The sequence below is a fragment of the Streptomyces sp. NBC_00775 genome (assembly GCF_036347135.1).
In the GTDB taxonomy this organism is placed as follows: Bacteria; Actinomycetota; Actinomycetes; order Streptomycetales; family Streptomycetaceae; genus Streptomyces; species Streptomyces lutosisoli.
In genome coordinates this window covers 796,807-812,534 of the sequence record NZ_CP108938.1, presented here as the reverse complement: position 1 = coordinate 812,534, position 15,728 = coordinate 796,807, and the positions used below count along the sequence as shown (strand labels likewise).

13 protein-coding genes are annotated in these 15,728 nt (G+C 71.2%); 11 read left to right on the top strand and 2 right to left on the bottom strand.

What is annotated here, in order from left to right:
* Positions 1 to 75 precede the first annotated feature (75 nt).
* The 4 genes from OIC96_RS03870 (at position 76) to sigJ (ending at position 4,431) form a co-directional block, all read left to right on the top strand.
* Positions 76 to 1,101, top strand: coding sequence for a LacI family DNA-binding transcriptional regulator (locus tag OIC96_RS03870; protein WP_330309291.1), 1,026 nt, complete (start codon positions 76 to 78; stop codon positions 1,099 to 1,101).
* A gap of 158 nt (positions 1,102 to 1,259) precedes the next feature.
* Positions 1,260 to 2,570: an alpha/beta fold hydrolase gene (locus OIC96_RS03865; protein ID WP_330309292.1), complete on the top strand. Its 1,311-nt coding sequence runs from the start codon at positions 1,260 to 1,262 to the stop codon at positions 2,568 to 2,570.
* 56 nt (positions 2,571 to 2,626) lie between these two features.
* Positions 2,627 to 3,460: an enoyl-CoA hydratase/isomerase family protein gene (locus OIC96_RS03860; protein WP_330309293.1), complete on the top strand. Its 834-nt coding sequence runs from the start codon at positions 2,627 to 2,629 to the stop codon at positions 3,458 to 3,460.
* 77 nt (positions 3,461 to 3,537) lie between these two features.
* On the top strand, positions 3,538 to 4,431 hold the full coding sequence (gene sigJ / locus OIC96_RS03855; protein WP_330309294.1) for an RNA polymerase sigma factor SigJ: 894 nt from the start codon (positions 3,538 to 3,540) through the stop codon (positions 4,429 to 4,431).
* Positions 4,432 to 4,461: 30 nt separating this feature from the next.
* Here sigJ and OIC96_RS03850 read toward each other — a convergent pair whose 3' ends face one another.
* Positions 4,462 to 5,337, bottom strand: a complete 876-nt coding sequence (locus tag OIC96_RS03850) for an SDR family oxidoreductase (RefSeq protein WP_330309295.1) — start codon at positions 5,335 to 5,337, stop codon at positions 4,462 to 4,464.
* Positions 5,338 to 5,624: 287 nt separating this feature from the next.
* On the bottom strand, positions 5,625 to 8,033 hold the full coding sequence (locus OIC96_RS03845; RefSeq protein ID WP_330309296.1) for a polysaccharide lyase 8 family protein: 2,409 nt from the start codon (positions 8,031 to 8,033) through the stop codon (positions 5,625 to 5,627).
* Positions 8,034 to 8,260: 227 nt separating this feature from the next.
* Between OIC96_RS03845 and OIC96_RS03840 the strand changes: the two genes are divergently transcribed.
* The 7 genes from OIC96_RS03840 to OIC96_RS03810 all read left to right on the top strand — a co-directional run bounded on the left by OIC96_RS03840 (position 8,261) and on the right by OIC96_RS03810 (position 15,709).
* The gene (locus OIC96_RS03840) at positions 8,261 to 9,334 is read left to right on the top strand and encodes a substrate-binding domain-containing protein (RefSeq protein WP_330309297.1); all 1,074 of its coding nucleotides are present in this window, start codon (positions 8,261 to 8,263) and stop codon (positions 9,332 to 9,334) included.
* 135 nt (positions 9,335 to 9,469) lie between these two features.
* The gene (locus tag OIC96_RS03835; protein WP_330309298.1) at positions 9,470 to 10,786 is read left to right on the top strand and encodes an ABC transporter substrate-binding protein; all 1,317 of its coding nucleotides are present in this window, start codon (positions 9,470 to 9,472) and stop codon (positions 10,784 to 10,786) included.
* Positions 10,787 to 10,895: 109 nt separating this feature from the next.
* Positions 10,896 to 11,840 (top strand): carbohydrate ABC transporter permease, encoded by a 945-nt coding sequence (locus OIC96_RS03830; protein ID WP_406502208.1) that lies wholly within the window; start codon positions 10,896 to 10,898, stop codon positions 11,838 to 11,840.
* Entirely contained in the window at positions 11,837 to 12,793 is a 957-nt protein-coding gene (locus OIC96_RS03825; protein ID WP_330309300.1) for a carbohydrate ABC transporter permease, read from the top strand. The genes OIC96_RS03830 and OIC96_RS03825 overlap by 4 nt, the downstream gene beginning before the upstream one ends.
* A 53-nt stretch (positions 12,794 to 12,846) precedes the next feature.
* Positions 12,847 to 13,827 carry a hydroxyacid dehydrogenase gene (locus OIC96_RS03820; protein ID WP_330310396.1) on the top strand — a complete coding sequence of 327 codons (981 nt, stop codon included), beginning with the start codon at positions 12,847 to 12,849 and terminating at the stop codon, positions 13,825 to 13,827.
* A gap of 27 nt (positions 13,828 to 13,854) precedes the next feature.
* Positions 13,855 to 15,057 (top strand): alpha-L-fucosidase, encoded by a 1,203-nt coding sequence (locus OIC96_RS03815; RefSeq protein ID WP_330309301.1) that lies wholly within the window; start codon positions 13,855 to 13,857, stop codon positions 15,055 to 15,057.
* A 76-nt stretch (positions 15,058 to 15,133) separates the two neighbouring features.
* Positions 15,134 to 15,709 (top strand): hypothetical protein, encoded by a 576-nt coding sequence (locus OIC96_RS03810; protein ID WP_330309302.1) that lies wholly within the window; start codon positions 15,134 to 15,136, stop codon positions 15,707 to 15,709.
* Positions 15,710 to 15,728 lie beyond the last annotated feature (19 nt).

Genomic DNA, 15,728 nt, shown 5'->3' with positions numbered 1-15,728 from the left:
ACCGGGCGCGGCCCTCACGCGGGTAGTGTGAGGGCCGCGCCCGCCGCTTCTCGTTTCCCTGGAGGTTCCCGCCCGATGGCCCAGTCGGTGGGTATCAAGGACGTCGCCCGTGCCGCCGGAGTCTCCGTCGGTACGGTCTCGAACGTGATCAACCGCCCCGACTCGGTCGCCTCCGAGACCCGGGCGCGGGTGCTGTCCGCCATCGACCGGCTCGGCTATGTCCGCAGCGAATCCGCGCGACAGCTGCGGGCCGGGCGCAGCCGGATCATGGGCCTGCTCGTCCTCGACATGGGCAACCCGTTCTTCGTGGACGTCGCGCGGGGCGCCGAGCGCGCCGCGCGGGACACCGGGCTCGGCGTGATGGTCTGCAACAGCGCGCAGAGCTCCAGCGAGGAGGCCGACTATCTGTCGCTCTTCGCCGAGCAGCGGGTGCGCGGGGTGCTGCTGACGCCCACCGACGCGAGCGGGCGCAACATCGAGGCGTTCCGCCGCAACGGCATCCCGTTCGTGCTGGTCGACCGGGTCGCCGAGGGCACCACCGAGTGCTCCGTCTCGGTCGACGACGTGGCCGGCGGCGCGCTCGCCGTACGGCATCTCGTGGACGCCGGTCACCGCTCCATCGCGTACGTCAGCGGGCCGCCCGGACTCAACCAGGTCAGGGACCGCCGCACCGGCGCCCTGAACGCCCTGGCCGAGGCGGGACTCGGCCCGGACTGCCTGCGCGAGCTGCCCACCGAGCGGCTCGACGTGGCCGCGGGGCGCGACGCCGGAGCCCGGCTGCTCGGCCTCGCCGAGCGCCCCACCGCCGTCTTCTGTGCCAACGACCTGCTCGCCCTCGGCGTCCTGCAGGCCATGTACGCGGCCGGGGTCGGCGTACCCGACGACCTCGCGATCGTCGGCTACGACGACATCGAGTTCGCCGCCGCCGCGGCCGTCCCGCTCACCTCCGTACGCCAGCCCGCCGTGACCATGGGAGCCCTCGCCGCCGAGCTGCTCCTTGAGGAGATCGAGGCGGAGACCGCGCCCGCGCCGCACGAGCACCGGCGGGTCGTGCTCCAGCCGGAGCTGGTGGTGCGCCGCTCCAGTCTGTCGGCGCGCTGACCGCCGGTTCAGTGCGAGCAGGGGCTGCCGGGCGGCCCCCGCCGGCGAGCGGGCTGAGCCGGTGTTCAGTAAGTTTTCTTGATCCCCGGGCTCCGCCGCCCGCGGAACATGTGCTCAACTGGGACGCAGCCTGGAATCCGTTCGTCTCGGGAGCCCTGTTGACCGTCAGCTACCGCCAGCCCGGTGTCGTCCTCACCGACCACCGCTTCACCGTGCCCCTCGACCACGACGACCCGGCGGGGGAGAGCATCGAGCTGTTCGCCCGTGAGGTCGTCGCGAGCGACAGGGCCGACAAAGCGCAGCAGGACCTTCCCTGGCTGGTCTACCTCCAAGGCGGCCCCGGCTTCGGCGCCAACCGCTTCGTCGGCAAGCAGGCCTGGCTCGGCCGCGCGCTGAAGGAGTTCCGGGTGCTGCTTCTCGACCAGCGCGGCACCGGCCACTCCACGCCCGCCAACCGGCAGACCCTCCCGCTGCGCGGCGGCCCGCGCGAACAGGCCGACTACCTCACGCACTTCCGCGCCGACTCCATCGTCCGCGACTGCGAGGCCATCCGGCCCCGGCTCACCGGCGGCGCCCCCTGGACCGTCCTCGGCCAGAGCTTCGGCGGTTTCTGCGCGGTGCACTACCTGTCGACCGCGCCGGAAGGACTGCGCGCCGCCGTGATCACCGGCGGGCTGCCCACCCTCGACGGGCACGCGGACGACGTCTACCGGGCCGCGTACCCCCGCATCGAGCGCAAGGTCGCCGCGCACTACGCGCGCTACCCGCAGGACGTCGAGCGGGCCCGCCAGATCGCGGACTACCTGCTCCAGCACGAGCCGGTCCTGAACGGCGGCTACCGCCTGACCGTCGAGGCCTTCCAGTCGCTCGGCATCGTCCTCGGCGGCAGCGAGGGCAGCCACCGCCTCCACTACCTCCTGGAGGAGGCCTTCGTCCGCACCCCGCAGGGCCCGGCCCTCTCCGACGCCTTCCAGGAGGACGTCCAGGGCCTCCTGTCGTACGCCGGCCACCCGCTGTACGCGCTCGTCCACGAGGCCTGCTACGCCCAGGGCGACCGCCCCACCGCCTGGTCCGCCGAACGGGTGCGCGGCGAGTTCCCGCAGTTCGACGCGGCCAAGACCCTCGCGGACGACGGACCGCTGCTGTTCACCGGCGAATCCGTGCACCCCTGGACATTCGAGACCGACCCGGCGCTGCGCCCGCTGCGCGAGACCGCCGAGCATCTGGCCGCCCGCACCGACTGGCAGCCGCTGTACGACCCCGCCCGCCTCGCCGCCAACGAGGTGCCGATCGCCGCCGCGGTCTACCACGACGACATGTACGTGGACGCCGAACACTCCCTGCGCACGGCACGGGCGATTCGCGGCCTGCGCACCTGGGTGACGGACGAGTTCGAGCACGACGGCGTACGTGCGGGCGGGCCCCGCGTCCTGGACCGCCTGCTGGCGCTGACGCGCGACGAGGTCTGAGGTCTCCGAACCCCTCTAAAATTCTGACGCACTGTCAGAAGCCTTAGGGGGTACGGATGATCGACACCACGCGTACGGACATCCCGGAGGGCGAGGAGCGGCTGCGCCTCGACGTCGAGGACGGCATCGGCGTCCTCACCCTCTGCCGCCCGGCGAAGCTCAACGCGTGGAGCTGGGAGTCCACGCGTCAACTCGGGCTGTTCGCCGACCGGATCCGCTTCGACGAGTCGATCCGGGTGGTCCTGCTGCGGGCCGAGGGGCGGGCCTTCTGCGCGGGGATCGACGTCACGGCACCGGGCGGCGCGATCACCGGCCGGTCCGCCGCGGAGCGTGCCCGCGCCTACTACGAGGGCATCCGCTGGGCGCACGAACGGTTCGCGGCCTTCGCCCGGCTGCCGCAGCCGGTCGTCGCGGCCGTACGGGGCTACTGCCTGGGCTTCGGATTCGAACTCGCGCTGATGGCGGACCTGCGCGTCGCGGCCGACGACGCGGTGTTCGCGCTGCCGGAGGCACAGCTCGGGGTCGCGGTCGACGCGGGCGGTGATCTGCGGATCGCCCGCGAGGCGGGCGCGGGCTGGGCCAAGTTCCTCGCGCTGACCGGGCGCCGGCTGGACGCGGTCACGGCCGAGCGTCTCCATCTGGTCCAACTCCTGGTCGCCCCCGAGGAGTTGGACAAGACGGCCCGCTCTGTCGCCGCCGAGATCGCGGCCAACGGGCCCCTCGCCGTGCAGGGCATCAAACACGACATCGACACCTACGCGGATGCCGGCCTCGCCGCGGCCCTCGACCGCACGGCCATGTCGGCGGCGCTCACCCTGACGTCCGAGGACGCCCGCGAGGGGTACGAGGCGAAGGGTGCCCGGCGCGTGCCGCGTTTCGAGGGAAGGTGACCGGCATGTTTTGATCAGTCACTGTTCTGCACGCGTTCTGTACGGCGTTCCGTACGACGGAGGATGGGGGAGGACCGATGCACGACAGTGAACTTCTCGCGGACCGGTTCGAGGCGCACCGGGGCCACTTGAGAGCGGTGGCCTACCGGATGCTCGGCTCGCTCAGCGAGGCGGACGACGCGGTCCAGGAGGCCTGGCTGAAGCTCAGCCGGACCGACGCCGAAGAGGTCAGGAACCTTGGGGGCTGGCTGACCACCGTGGTCGGCCGGGTCTGCCTGGACATGCTGCGCTCCCGGGCCTCGCGCAGGGAGGATCCCATCGAGGACACCTTCGTCCCCGACCCGGTCATCAGTCCCTTGACGCGGATCGACCCCGAGCAGGAGGTGCTGCTGGCCGACTCGGTCGGGCTCGCCCTCCTCGTGGTCCTGGAGACACTGGAGCCCGCCGAGCGGCTCGCGTTCGTGCTCCACGACATGTTCGCGGTGCCCTTCGACGACATCGCGGCCATCGTGGGCCGCTCCCCGGCCGCGACCCGGCAGCTCGCCAGCCGGGCCCGCCGCCGGGTACAGGGAGCCGCTCCGGAACCCGAGCCCGACCTCGCCCGGCAGAAGAAGGTCCTCGACGCCTTCCTCGCGGCCTCGCGCGGCGGAGACTTCGAAGCCCTCCTCTCCGTCCTCGACCCCGATGTCGTGCTGCGCGCGGACTCGGGCCCGCTGGTCGGCGGAGCGGCGGCTTCCAAGCTGGTCCGCGGTGCGGCGGCCGTGGCGCGACAGGCGCTCACGTTCGCGCGGTTCGCGGCGTCCTCGCGGCTCGTGCTCATCAATGGCGAGGTCGGTGTCGTCGCGCTGCTCGACGGGCAGCCGATGTCGGTCATGGGTGTCACGGTCGCCGACGGGAGGATCGTGGCCATGAACATCCTGGCCGACCCCGAGCGGCTCGCGCGGCTCGACCTCGGGGCACTGGCCGGGTGACGGCCGGCCGGTGCAGGGGCCGGGTGACGGTCAGCCGGTGAAGGGCCCACGCCCCATCTGCTCCCGCACTGGCACCACCGGCGGGCTGACGAGCCCCCTGCGCTGCCAGTTCGCGCCGTCCACCACCAGCGTGTGGCCGGTGATGAAACGGGCGTAGGGGGACGCCAGGAAGGTGGCGGCCCAGCCGAGTTCGCGCGGCGCGCCGACCCGGAGGGCGGGCTGGCGCGCGTCGTGCGCGTCGGCCCGGTCCAGGTTCCCGCGGATGTCGTCGGTCATGTCCTCGTGCGGCATCAGCCCGGGCACCAGGCCGTTGACCTGGATGCCGTACGGCCCCCACTCCACGGCCAGTGTCCGGACCAGGGTGCGCACACCCGCCTTGGCCGCCGCGCTGTGCGCGAAACCGGGGCCGCCCGTCCAGGCGTACGACGCACCGACGTCGATGATCGAACCGGGCGTACCCGCGGCCAGATGGCGGCGGCCGAACTCGCGGCTCATCAGAAACGTTCCGGTCAGGGTGATGTCGACGACCGCCCGCCAGGCGTTCGGGGACATGTCCTCGGCGGGCACGGGGAAGTTGGCGGCCGCGTTGTTGACCAGCACGTCGGGCAGCCCGCACGCGTCGAACACGTCGGCGATGCGCTCCGCGTCCCGTACGTCGCACACGGCCGTCGTCACCTGCGTGCCCAGCGCCGCCAACTCCCGCCGTGCGGACCGCAGATGCTCCTCACCGCGGCTGACGAGCACCAGATCGGCGCCCAGTCGCGCGAACTCCGCCGCGACCGCCCTGCCGAGCCCGGTCCCGCCGCCGGTGACCAGGACGAGCGAGCCGTCGTACGTCCCCGGCGGCAGCGCGCTCGCGCCGGGCGGGGGAGGGGCGGGCAGACCGGGGAGAGGGGTGTCGTCCATGGCCGTCTCGATACCCGCTGTCCCCGCAATCCGCCAGAGACACCAGGACATCGGCGGGCATCCGCCTTCGGCGCGCTTCGCTCGGCTCAGTCCACGACGATGCCCAGGCACACCTCCTGAGCACCGAGGGCGAGACGGAGCGGGATCGTGCGGCCGCGAGCAGCACGCTCCGGCCGAGGGCCCGGCACAGGAGGTGACGAAGGGTGGGCTGGGTGTTCCAGTGCATCGTTGCTCCTGAAAGGTCGTACGGGTGTGACGTGGGCGTAGGGGCGGACCGGCCGGAGTCCTCAGCCGAGCCGCACCCTGACGGTGTGTGTCGCGCCGGCGGCTCCGGTCAGATCGCCGAAGGTGAGCTTGAGACCGTGCCCGGTGCGGGCGGCGGCGACCGCCGGGGACTGGAAGAGCACTTCGCGGACCGGGCGGTGCCACACGACGTCGAGGGCGGTGGCTTCGCGGGCCGGGTCGGCGACACACACAGTGGCCGTGCCGTCCCGGTGTTCCCGCACGAGGACGGCCGCCGGGGCACTGGCCGTGAGGAGGCCGAGGCTGCCGGGCTCCCAGAAGTTGACGGCGGTGACGCCCAGTTGAGGGCTGCGGATGCCCTGCTGGCGGGCGGTGTTGGCGAGGATCCTCAGCCGGCCCGCGTCCTGCGCGCGATGCGCCGTGGCCCTTGCGCTCGCGCCGGGCATGAGGACGTAGGCGTAGCCGGCGTTGGTGGGGAGGAAGCCGTGGTCGGTCCAGAGGGTCAGATAGCGGCGGGTGAGCGCGGTGGTGGAGCCGCCGGTGTTGATGTCCCGCCAGGCGCCGGTCCGTTCCTCACGCACCGCGTTGAACGCGGCCCCACCGGGGAAGACGTAGCCGGCGTGCCCCTCGATGTGGGCCCAGGAAGCGTTCCCGAACTTCCCTGCCCAGCCCTGGGTGTTGGGCTGCGTCTCGCCGTCGACGGTGAGAGCGGGTGAGCCCGACGTGCCCAGCGCGCGGTTGTCCACGGTGGTCTCGATCGCGTACCCGTCGGCGGCGGAGATGCCCGCGCCGAGACAGACGACCGAGTCGTCCAGGAAGAACCAGGACTTCCGTGCGCTCATCGTGCTCGACAGACCCTTGAGGTGCTGGCCGACCGCCGCGTACTCGCCGTCGGTGGCGCCGCCGACCCAGGCCGCGTCGGGCTTCGGGTTGCCCCAGTTGCCACCCTCGCCGTCGGCCAGGGGCTTCCTGGAAGCGGTGATGCCGGGCAGGCGGTACGGGTCGACGGTGGGCCAGAAGGCGTCCGAGTACTGCGCCTCGCCGAAGTCGTCGCCCCACCAGGAGACCCAGCCGGCGCCGGTGTGGAAGCCGCGCGCGTTCTCGCCGTTGCCGTACTCGTAGTGGGCGATCCGCTTCGAGGCCATGCTGAGCGAGGCGGCCCAGCCGGGGCGGCGGTGCGTGACCCGGTCCATGCTCGCGAAGATCCGGTGTTCGACCGGTTCGGGAGCGGCCTCGACCGACGTGTCCGCGAGCAGGGCGCGCAGCGGCGCGAGGCGCACGATGCTGAGATTGAGGTTGCTCGTGGCGGGCTCGTGGCGGTCGCGCTCCAGCCACCCCTTCACCAACGCCCGCCAGCGGGCCTCCTGTTCGGGGCTCGCGCCCTGGCCGAGCAGCAGGATCGAGCCGAGCAGTCCGTGGGCGCGGGTGTGGTCGTCGGCGGCGCTGCGGCTGATGCCGCGGCCCGCGACGTTGTCCATGATCAGACCGTTGTAGAGGAACGGCGCCACGGCCTTCTCGATGGTGTCGAGGAACAGCGCGCTGTTCGGGTCGGTGACCTCCCAGCTGGAGCCGCGCAGCAGCGCGAAGAGCCGTCCGAGGCCGTCGTTGAGGACCGTTCCGTACCCGCCGATGTAAGGGATCGAGGTGTGCTGGATGTACGAGCCGTCGGCGTAGAAACCGTCGCCCGTCGTGACGTAGGGGAAGACGGGGGAGAGGGCGTCCCGGGCGAGGGCGATCTTCGCCGGGCTGCGCCCGACCACCCCGCGCACCATCATCGCGCGGCACAGGTCGACCCGGTTGGCGCCGGTGCTGGTGCCGGTGTAAGCGCCGACCGCCGAGTCGGGCACGAAGGCGTCGACCGCCGTGCAGTGGCCGGCGATCTGAGCCTCCGTCAGCGCGTCGTACACGAGTACACAGACGTCCATCAGGTTCTGCGGGGCGCCGATCTGCCAGTCCCACCAGTTGCCGTAGCGCGTGGTGTTCTCGTTGTAGACCTGGGAGTTGATGTGGTCCAGGCCGGTGACGATCCCGTTCAGGAGCGCCGGGTCGCCGGTGAGGCCGGTGCCGGGCTGCGCGTATGCCTGGGCGAGTGTGCTGAGCCTGCTGTAACTGCCGGAGATCTTCGAGGAGTACGCGTACGACTCCGCGTCGGTGTCGGGCTCCGGGTCCGCCCAGACCAGGTCCGGCCAGAGTGATCCCGTCGCCGGGGCCATCGCGGCCAGATGACCCGCGGCCGTGCTGCCGAGGGTGGCGAGCTGGGTGCGGAACGGCTCGGAGGCGGGGTCGAAGTCCGTGCCGAGGATCAGGTCGCGCCACTTGGCGCGAAGGGCGGCGAACTCGTCGTCCTCGGAGGCGGCGGCAGAGGGGAAGGAGGCGGTGCTCACAGCGCCGAGGGCGAGAGCGGTCGCCGTGGATCCCTGGAGGAATCGTCGGCGGGACCAGGAAGAAGGCATGACTGAGTCCTCTGCGGGAGGGATGGTGAGCCGGCGGAAGAATCCGACGGCGTGCTCGGCAGCCGGGCGGCGTGGGCGGTCCAGGGGTTCTAACACGCTCATCCACGCGCCAGCAATGGTTAACACACGGAATTCTTGCTTTACCTTCGTTCGAAAGAAAACGTCAGGGTGGGTGCGGAAGCGATAGTCTGGCCCTGATCAGGGCATGCGAGCAGAGGGGAGCCGCCGTGCACGCGGAAGAGAGGCACCAGGTGATCCTGCGCCGGGTGCGCGAGCAGGGATCGATGCGTGTGACGGACTTCGCCGCCGAGCTGGGGGTCTCCCCGGTCACGGTGCGCAAGGACGTCGAAGTGCTGGCCGAGCAGGGGTTGCTGGTGCGGGTGCACGGCGGCGCGATGCTTCCGAAGGACTGGACGGAGGGTGCGTCTCCCGCCGCCGGGGCCGAGGCCGTGGAGCGGCGAACGCAGACCCTGGGGCTGATCGTTCCGTCCTCCGCCTACTACTACCCCGAGGTGATCAAGGGTGCCCGCGAGGTGGCCGAGGCGCGCGGAATCCGGCTGCTGCTCGGCGTCTCCGCCTACGACCCCGAGACGGAGAAGGCGCAGGCCGAGCAGTTGATCGCGGAAGGCGTGGCGGGCCTGCTGCTCGCCCCGTCCGAGACGCGGGGCGCCGTGGGCCGGCAGTGGTACGAGGATCTCGACGTGCCGGTCGTGCTGGTCGAGCGCCGGCCGGAACAGGGTGACGCCGCAGCCGAGCACGTGGGCACCGACCACGCCTACGGCGCCCGTCTCGCCGTACGGCATCTGCTGGACGGCGGACGGCGGCGCGTCGCCCTGCTGCTGCGCTCGGGGACTCCGACGGCGCCCTGGATCCGGGAGGGATACCTGGCCGGGATGCGTGCCGCGGGCCTCGACGCCCCGGAGGACACCGCGTTCATCGACCTCAGCAACTACGACGTGGGGGAGCCCGCCTACGAACGGGCGTTGGAGGAGTTCGTGCGGGGCGTGCGGGACAGGGCGATCGACGCGGCCCTGGTCCACACCGACAACGACGCGATGCTCCTGCTCCAGCGCCTGCGCGCCGCGTCCCTGTCGGTTCCCGGCGACGTCGCGCTGGTCTCGTACGACGACGAGGTGGCCGAACTCGCCGATCTCCCGCTCAGTGCGGTGGCCCCGTCGAAGCACGAAGTCGGCGCCACGGCGGTCGAGTTGCTGCTGTTGAGGCTGGCGGAACCGGGGCGTCCGCGGCGCCGTATCGCGATCCTGCCGGAGCTGCGCGTGCGCGCTTCCAGTGAAGCGTAAGTGAAACGCTGCTTCACTTTTGTTTCCTTTCGGAAATCTTGCTTTTCTATTGACTCCTTGTGGGGCTGGGCCCAAAGATGTGCCTCACCCGCCGCGACGTGCAGTTCCGCGGCCCGCCCTCTGAGGAGCCGAGCAGTGAAGCTCACCTCTCGTACGTCCCGTTCCGCCCTTGCCGCGGTCACCGTCTCGCTCTCGCTGGCGATGTTCGCCACCGCCTGTGGCGGCGACGACGGCTCGGACAAGGCCGGCACCGCCGCCAAGCCGGTCACCCTCACCTACTGGGGATGGAGCCTCGGCGCCCAGCAGGTGGCCGACGAGTTCAACAAGACCCACAAGGACATCAAGGTCAAGTTCTCGGCGATCACCGGCGGCCCCGACGGCTACGCGAAGATCACCAACGCGATCAAGGCGGGCAACGCCCCCGACGTCGTCGGCATCGAGTACCCGCAGCTCCCCGAGTTCGCCAGCCAGGGAATGCTGGAGGACATCAGCGGCGAGGTCGGTGACACCGTCAAGGCCAAGTTCTCCCAGTCCATCCAGGACCGGGTGACCCTCGGCGGCAAGACCTGGGCCGTGCCCTACGACGCCACCCCGAACCTCCTCTACTACCGCAAGGACATCTTCAAGAAGGCCGGCGTCGCCGTCCCCACCACCTGGGACGAGTACAAGGCGGCCGCCAAGAAGATCAAGAAGGCCGACAAGAACGTCCGTATCGGCGACTGGGCCAACGACGACCCGGCGCTGCTCCCCGCGCTCGCCTGGCAGGCCGGCGCCAAGTGGTACGGCACCGAGGGCGACGCCTGGAAGGTCGGGATCAACGACGCCGCGTCGAAGAAGGTCGCGGACTACTGGCAGGGCCTGGTCGACGACGACCTCGTCGCGACGGCCGGCTTCACCAGCCCGGAGTTCACCAAGGCCAGGAACGACGGCACGGTCGCCAGCTACATCGGTGCCTCGTGGAGCGCGGGCGGCCAGATGACGGCCTTCCCGAAGCAGTCCGGCAAGTGGGGCATCGCCCCGCTGCCGAACTGGGGCACCGCCGCCTCCGGCATGTACGGCGGCACCTCCTACGCCGTGCCGAAGGGCACCAAGCACGTCGAGGCGGCGGCCGAGTTCGCCGCGTGGGCGGCCACCACGCCGGCGGCCGTGAAGGCCCGGCTGAGCAAGCTGGAGACCCCGAGCAGCGCCCTGCCCGCCAACGCGGAACTCCGTGACGTGGCGGCCGGAGTCTTCGACGACCAGGGCTACTTCGGCGGCGACGACGTCTACAAGATCGCCGGTGCGGCGGCCGACACCATCGTCCCGGACTGGACCTGGGGCCCGGTCCAGACCGCGACCAACACCGCCATCACGGACGCCTCGTCCAAGGGCACCGTCGCCGACGGTCTGAAGGCCGGCCAGTCGGCCGCCGAGAAGGCGATCAAGGACCGCGGTCTCAACCTCGCCCAGTAGAGCCGGGCGGGTCCGGGGAAACGGGACCCGGCCCCTCCCGCCGTCGTCGGGCACTCACTCAGCCGAGTGCCCGGCGACGCCCAGTCCCTCACGGCAGCCGAAGCCCCCCATGTCCGAAGGAGCCCCCGTGGCACTCTCCCTCCAGCGGTCGACGCGCCGTCACCCCCGGCCGAGACCGGGCCAGCGCAGCGCGGTGGCTGTGTTCCTCGTCCCGTTCTTCACTCTCTTCGCCGTCGTCCTGGTCGCGCCCATCGGCTACGCGATCTGGATGAGCCTGCACGAGGAACGCTCCTCCGGCCTCGGCTTCGGCGGCAGCGAGCGGGTCTTCAGCGGACTGGGCAACTTCACCAAGGCCCTGAGCGACGAGGGCTTCCTCTCGTCCTTCCTGCGCCTGGCCGGGTACTGCGCGCTCTACATCCCGGTGATGATCGGCGCGGCCCTCGCCCTCGCCCTGCTCGTCGACTCCGCGGCAGCCCGCGCCAAGCGCTTCGTCCAGCTCGCGGTGTTCCTGCCGCACGCCGTTCCGGGCATGATCGCGGCGATCATCTGGATCTATCTGTACACGCCGGGCCTGAGCCCGGTCCTCGACTGGATCCAGGCCGCGGGCGGCAGTTGGAGCTTCTTCGCCAAGGGGCACACCCTGCCGTCGGTGGTCAACATCGCCGCCTGGCAGTGGACCGGCTACAACATGATCATTTTCTATGCCGCCCTCCAGGCCGTACCGCGCGAGATCATCGAGGCGGCGGTCGTCGACGGCGCGGGCGGACTGCGTACCGCCCTCCAGATCAAACTGCCGATGATCCGTTCCGCGGTGGTCCTCACGCTGATGTTCACCTGCGTCGGCGTCGTCCAGATCTTCAACGAGCCGAAGCTGCTGGCCGACCGGGCCCCCTCGATGGGCTCCGACTGGGCGCCGATGATGTACGTCTTCAAGGCGGCCTTCGAAAAGCACGACTACGGCCTCGCCGCCGCCGCGTCCCTCCTTCTCGCCCTCGTCGCGGGCGTCCTCTCCTTCATCGTCACGAGGCTCGGGAACCGAGGTAAGGCAGCATGAGCACACGCACTCTTTCCTCGACGTCGACTTCGGCCTCGCCCAGCGACTCGCCGGTCACCACGCCCCAAAAGGCCGGCCCGGAGCGGGAGTTCACCGGGCGCCGCCGCCGCGTCACCGGCGGCGGAGCGGTCTCCAGGGCGGCGGTCAACGGGGTCCTCCTCGTCGCCGTCCTCTACACGCTCATGCCCCTGACCTGGCTGCTCATCGCGGCGACGAAGAACTCCGGGGACCTCTTCGGGACTTCGGGCTTCGCGTTCGGAGACTTCAACCTCGTCGACAACCTCCACGCCGTGTTCACGTACAACGGCGGGATCTTCCTGCGCTGGATGCTCAACAGCCTGATCTACTCCGTGATCGGCTCGCTGCTCTCCTCGCTGATCAGCGTCGCCGCCGGGTACTGCTTCGACAAGTACGAGTTCCGCGGCAAGGAGAAGCTCTTCGGGCTCGTGTTGGTCGGCACGCTCGTCCCCGCCGTCGTCATCACCCTGCCCCAGTACCTGCTCGCCTCCGACGTGGGCATCGTCAACACCTACTGGGCCGTGCTCATCCCGTCCCTGGTCAACCCCTTCGGCGTGTATCTGGCCCGGGTCTTCTCCGAGGGCTATGTCCCCGGCGAGGTGCTGGAGGCCGCCCGGGTCGACGGCGCGAGCGAGCTCAAGACGTTCCGCTCGATCGCCCTGCCGATGCTCACGCCCGGCTTCATCACCCTGTTCCTGTTCTCGTTCACCAGCAGCTGGAACAACTTCTTCGGCCCGCTGATCATGCTCAACGACGAACACCTCTACCCCGCCGGCCTCGGTATCTACAGCTGGAACCAGATGGTGCTGCAGAACCCCGAGATGTACCGGCTCGCCATCACAGGCGCCCTCGTCGCGATCATCCCGCTGATCCTCGCCTTCGTCGGACTACAGCGCTTCTGGCGTTCGGGCCTCACCGCAGGAGCCGTCAAGTGAACCACCCCCCGTCTCCGTCCGGGCGCACCCACCGCCCCCGCGCCGTCCTCGCCATGGACGCGGACTCCCGGGCGGCCGTGCTGGACGAGCGGGCCCTGCTGCGCCTGCGCTCACTCGCCCGCCTCGACCCGGATCTGCTGGTCACCGACTTCACCGCACCCGAGGCCGCGGCGGCGCTGCGCGAGGCCGAGGTCCTGGTCACCGGCTGGGGCTGCCCGCCGCTCACCGCGGAGGCCCTCGCCCTGATGCCCGCCCTGCGTGCGGTCGTGCACACCGCGGGCACGGTCAAGGGTCTGATGACCGAGGCGGCCTGGGAGCGCGGCCTGAGCGTCACCAGTGCCGCCGAGGCCAACGCCCGTCCCGTCGCCGAGTACACCGTCGCCGCGATCGTCTTCGCCAACAAGCGCATCCTCGACGCTGCCCGGGCCTACGCCGCGGCCCGCGCCCAGCTCGACCCGCTGCGCCTCTACCCCGCGATCGGCAACTACCGCAGGACCGTCGGTGTCGTGGGCGCCTCCCGGATCGGCCGGCGCGTCATCGATCTGCTGCGCTCCTACGACGTCGAAGTGCTGGTGTACGACCCCTACCTGGACCGGCAGGACGCCGCCGCCCTCGGCGTCGAGCAGACGACTCTCGACCAACTCGCCTTCCGCAGCGACGTGGTGACCGTGCATGCCCCCGAACTCCCCGAGACCCGGCACCTGCTGGACGCCCGGCACATCGCTCTGATGCGTGACGGCGCGACCCTCATCAACACCGCGCGGGGCTCCCTCGTCGACACCGAGGCGCTCACCGGGCACCTGGTCTCCGGCCGTCTGCACGCGATCCTCGACGTCACCGACCCGGACGTCCTGCCCGCCGACTCGCCGCTCTACGACCTGCCGAACGTCCTGCTCACCCCGCACATCGCGGGCTCCCTCGGCACCGAACTGACCCGGCTCGCCGACGCCGCGGCCGACGAACTGGACCGTTACACACGGGGGTTGGCCTTCGCTCACGCCGTCCAGCCCACGGCCCTGTCCCGCTCCGCATGAACGGCACGTGACCCAAGGAACCACCTCGTGACGATCGCCCCCACCCCTCAGCAACTCGCCTGGCAGCTAGACGGGTTCGGCCTCTTCCTGCACTTCGGCGTCAACACCTTCAACGGCGAGGAATGGAGCGACGGAACCCTCGACCCGGCGACCTTCGACCCCACCGGCCTCGACGCGTCCCAGTGGGCGCGGACGGCCCGGGCGGCCGGAGCGAAGTACGTCGTCCTCACCGCCAAGCACCACGACGGCTTCTGCCTGTGGCCCACCGCGACCACCACCTACTCGGTGGCGTCCTCGCCCTGGCGCGAGGGCCGGGGCGACGTCGTCGCCGAACTCGCCGAGGCCTGCCGGGGGGCAGACCTCGGTCTGGGGCTCTACCTCTCGCCCTGGGACCGCAACGCCCACTGCTACGACGACCCGGCCGCGTACGACGACTTCTACCTCCGCCAGCTCACCGAACTCTGCACGCGCTACGGACCGCTGTACGAGCTGTGGTTCGACGGCGCGGGCTCGGAGGGCCGGACCTACGACTGGGACGCGATCATGGCCGTCGTGGACCAGCACCAGCCCGACGCCATGGTCTTCAACATGGGCCGTCCGACGATCCGTTGGGCCGGAAACGAGGACGGTCTGGCCGAGGACCCCTGCCGGTACGTCACCGAGTCCACCGGCATCAGCGTCTACGACGACGGCCGCGAGGCGCTCGACACGGCCCGCTATCTGCCGCCCGAGTGCGACGTCCCGATCCGCGCCAACTGGTTCTGGCAGCCCGGTGACCTCGACACCCTCAAGAGCCGCGACCAGCTGCTCGACATCTGGTACCGCTCGGTGGGCCTGGGCGCCGGTCTGCTCCTGAACGTGCCACCGGACCGCCGCGGTCTGATCGACCCCGTCGACCGCGACCGCCTGCTCGACTTCACCGGCGAACTCGCCCGGCGCCTGGCCGAGCCCCGGACCTGCGAGCTGTCGGTCGTCGACGAGGGTGACGTGCTCGCGCGCTTCCCCGAACCCGTCCGCATCGACCACCTCGAACTGCGTGAGGACCTCACCGCCGGCCAGCGCGTCACCCACCACGAGGTACTCGCCGACGGTGAGCCACTGCTGAGCGGCCACACCGTCGGCGTCCGGCGAGTCCACGCCTTCGAGCCCCGCACCGTACGCGAACTCCGCGTCCGGCTGACGGGCGACGGCGCCACCCTGACCGAGGTGAACGGATACGCCGCCAAGTGACCGAGATCAGCCCGCTGACCCTGACCACGAACGAGACCGGCTTTCTGCGCAACGGCCGGCCCCACCAGTTCGTCCGGTGAGCGAGTGCCGCATCGAGACGCACACGGTGGCCTGGTTGCGCTACGAGATCCGGGTCCACTTCGTGACGGCTCCCGCGGGATGGGGCGTCCGGGACGGCGGCTACAGCCTGGCCTCCCCGACCGCCCCCGAGACATGCGATACGCGACACTGGCGGGCCGCGGTCACGGACGACGGCACGACGAGCGCGATCGCCTCGCTCTGGGGCTTCGAGCACGGCGGACTGCACCGGGACTCAGGAGCCGACGCCATGGGGAGGGAGTCCGCGGTCCCCTATCTCACCGCTCGTCACGCCGGCGGCACGAGGACGTACGTGTCTTGTGTGCTGCTCGCTGCCGACGGCTTCGGTCCCGTCGGCCCTGCGCGCGTCGGCGTGGACAGCGTCGTAGAGGAGGGCCGGGTGACGCTGAGCCTTCCGGGCCTGCCGGGCGGCACAGTGCTGCCGGGCCACGCCCCGTGCCGTGATCCCCACGCCCCGGCGTGCCCGAACGCGTCGGGCGCCGGGCCGAAGAGGCCCAGCTCGGTCTGCAGGAGGGGGCTCTGGGGGCGCAGCCCCCAGGGATGGGACGGGTAGGGGCGGCGGGGGCGAAGAA

Excerpts from the sequence above, each read along its gene's own strand:
- OIC96_RS03870 (WP_330309291.1), top strand. The coding sequence starts at position 76 with ATGGCCCAGTCGGTGGGTATCAAGGACGTCGCCCGTGCCGCCGGAGTC.
- OIC96_RS03860 (WP_330309293.1), top strand. The coding sequence starts at position 2,627 with ATGATCGACACCACGCGTACGGACATCCCGGAGGGCGAGGAGCGGCTG.
- sigJ (WP_330309294.1), top strand. The coding sequence starts at position 3,538 with ATGCACGACAGTGAACTTCTCGCGGACCGGTTCGAGGCGCACCGGGGC.
- OIC96_RS03850 (WP_330309295.1), bottom strand. The coding sequence starts at position 5,337 with ATGGACGACACCCCTCTCCCCGGTCTGCCCGCCCCTCCCCCGCCCGGC.
- OIC96_RS03845 (WP_330309296.1), bottom strand. The coding sequence starts at position 8,033 with ATGCCTTCTTCCTGGTCCCGCCGACGATTCCTCCAGGGATCCACGGCG.
- OIC96_RS03830 (WP_406502208.1), top strand. The coding sequence starts at position 10,896 with ATGTCCGAAGGAGCCCCCGTGGCACTCTCCCTCCAGCGGTCGACGCGC.
- OIC96_RS03825 (WP_330309300.1), top strand. The coding sequence starts at position 11,837 with ATGAGCACACGCACTCTTTCCTCGACGTCGACTTCGGCCTCGCCCAGC.
- OIC96_RS03820 (WP_330310396.1), top strand. The coding sequence starts at position 12,847 with ATGGACGCGGACTCCCGGGCGGCCGTGCTGGACGAGCGGGCCCTGCTG.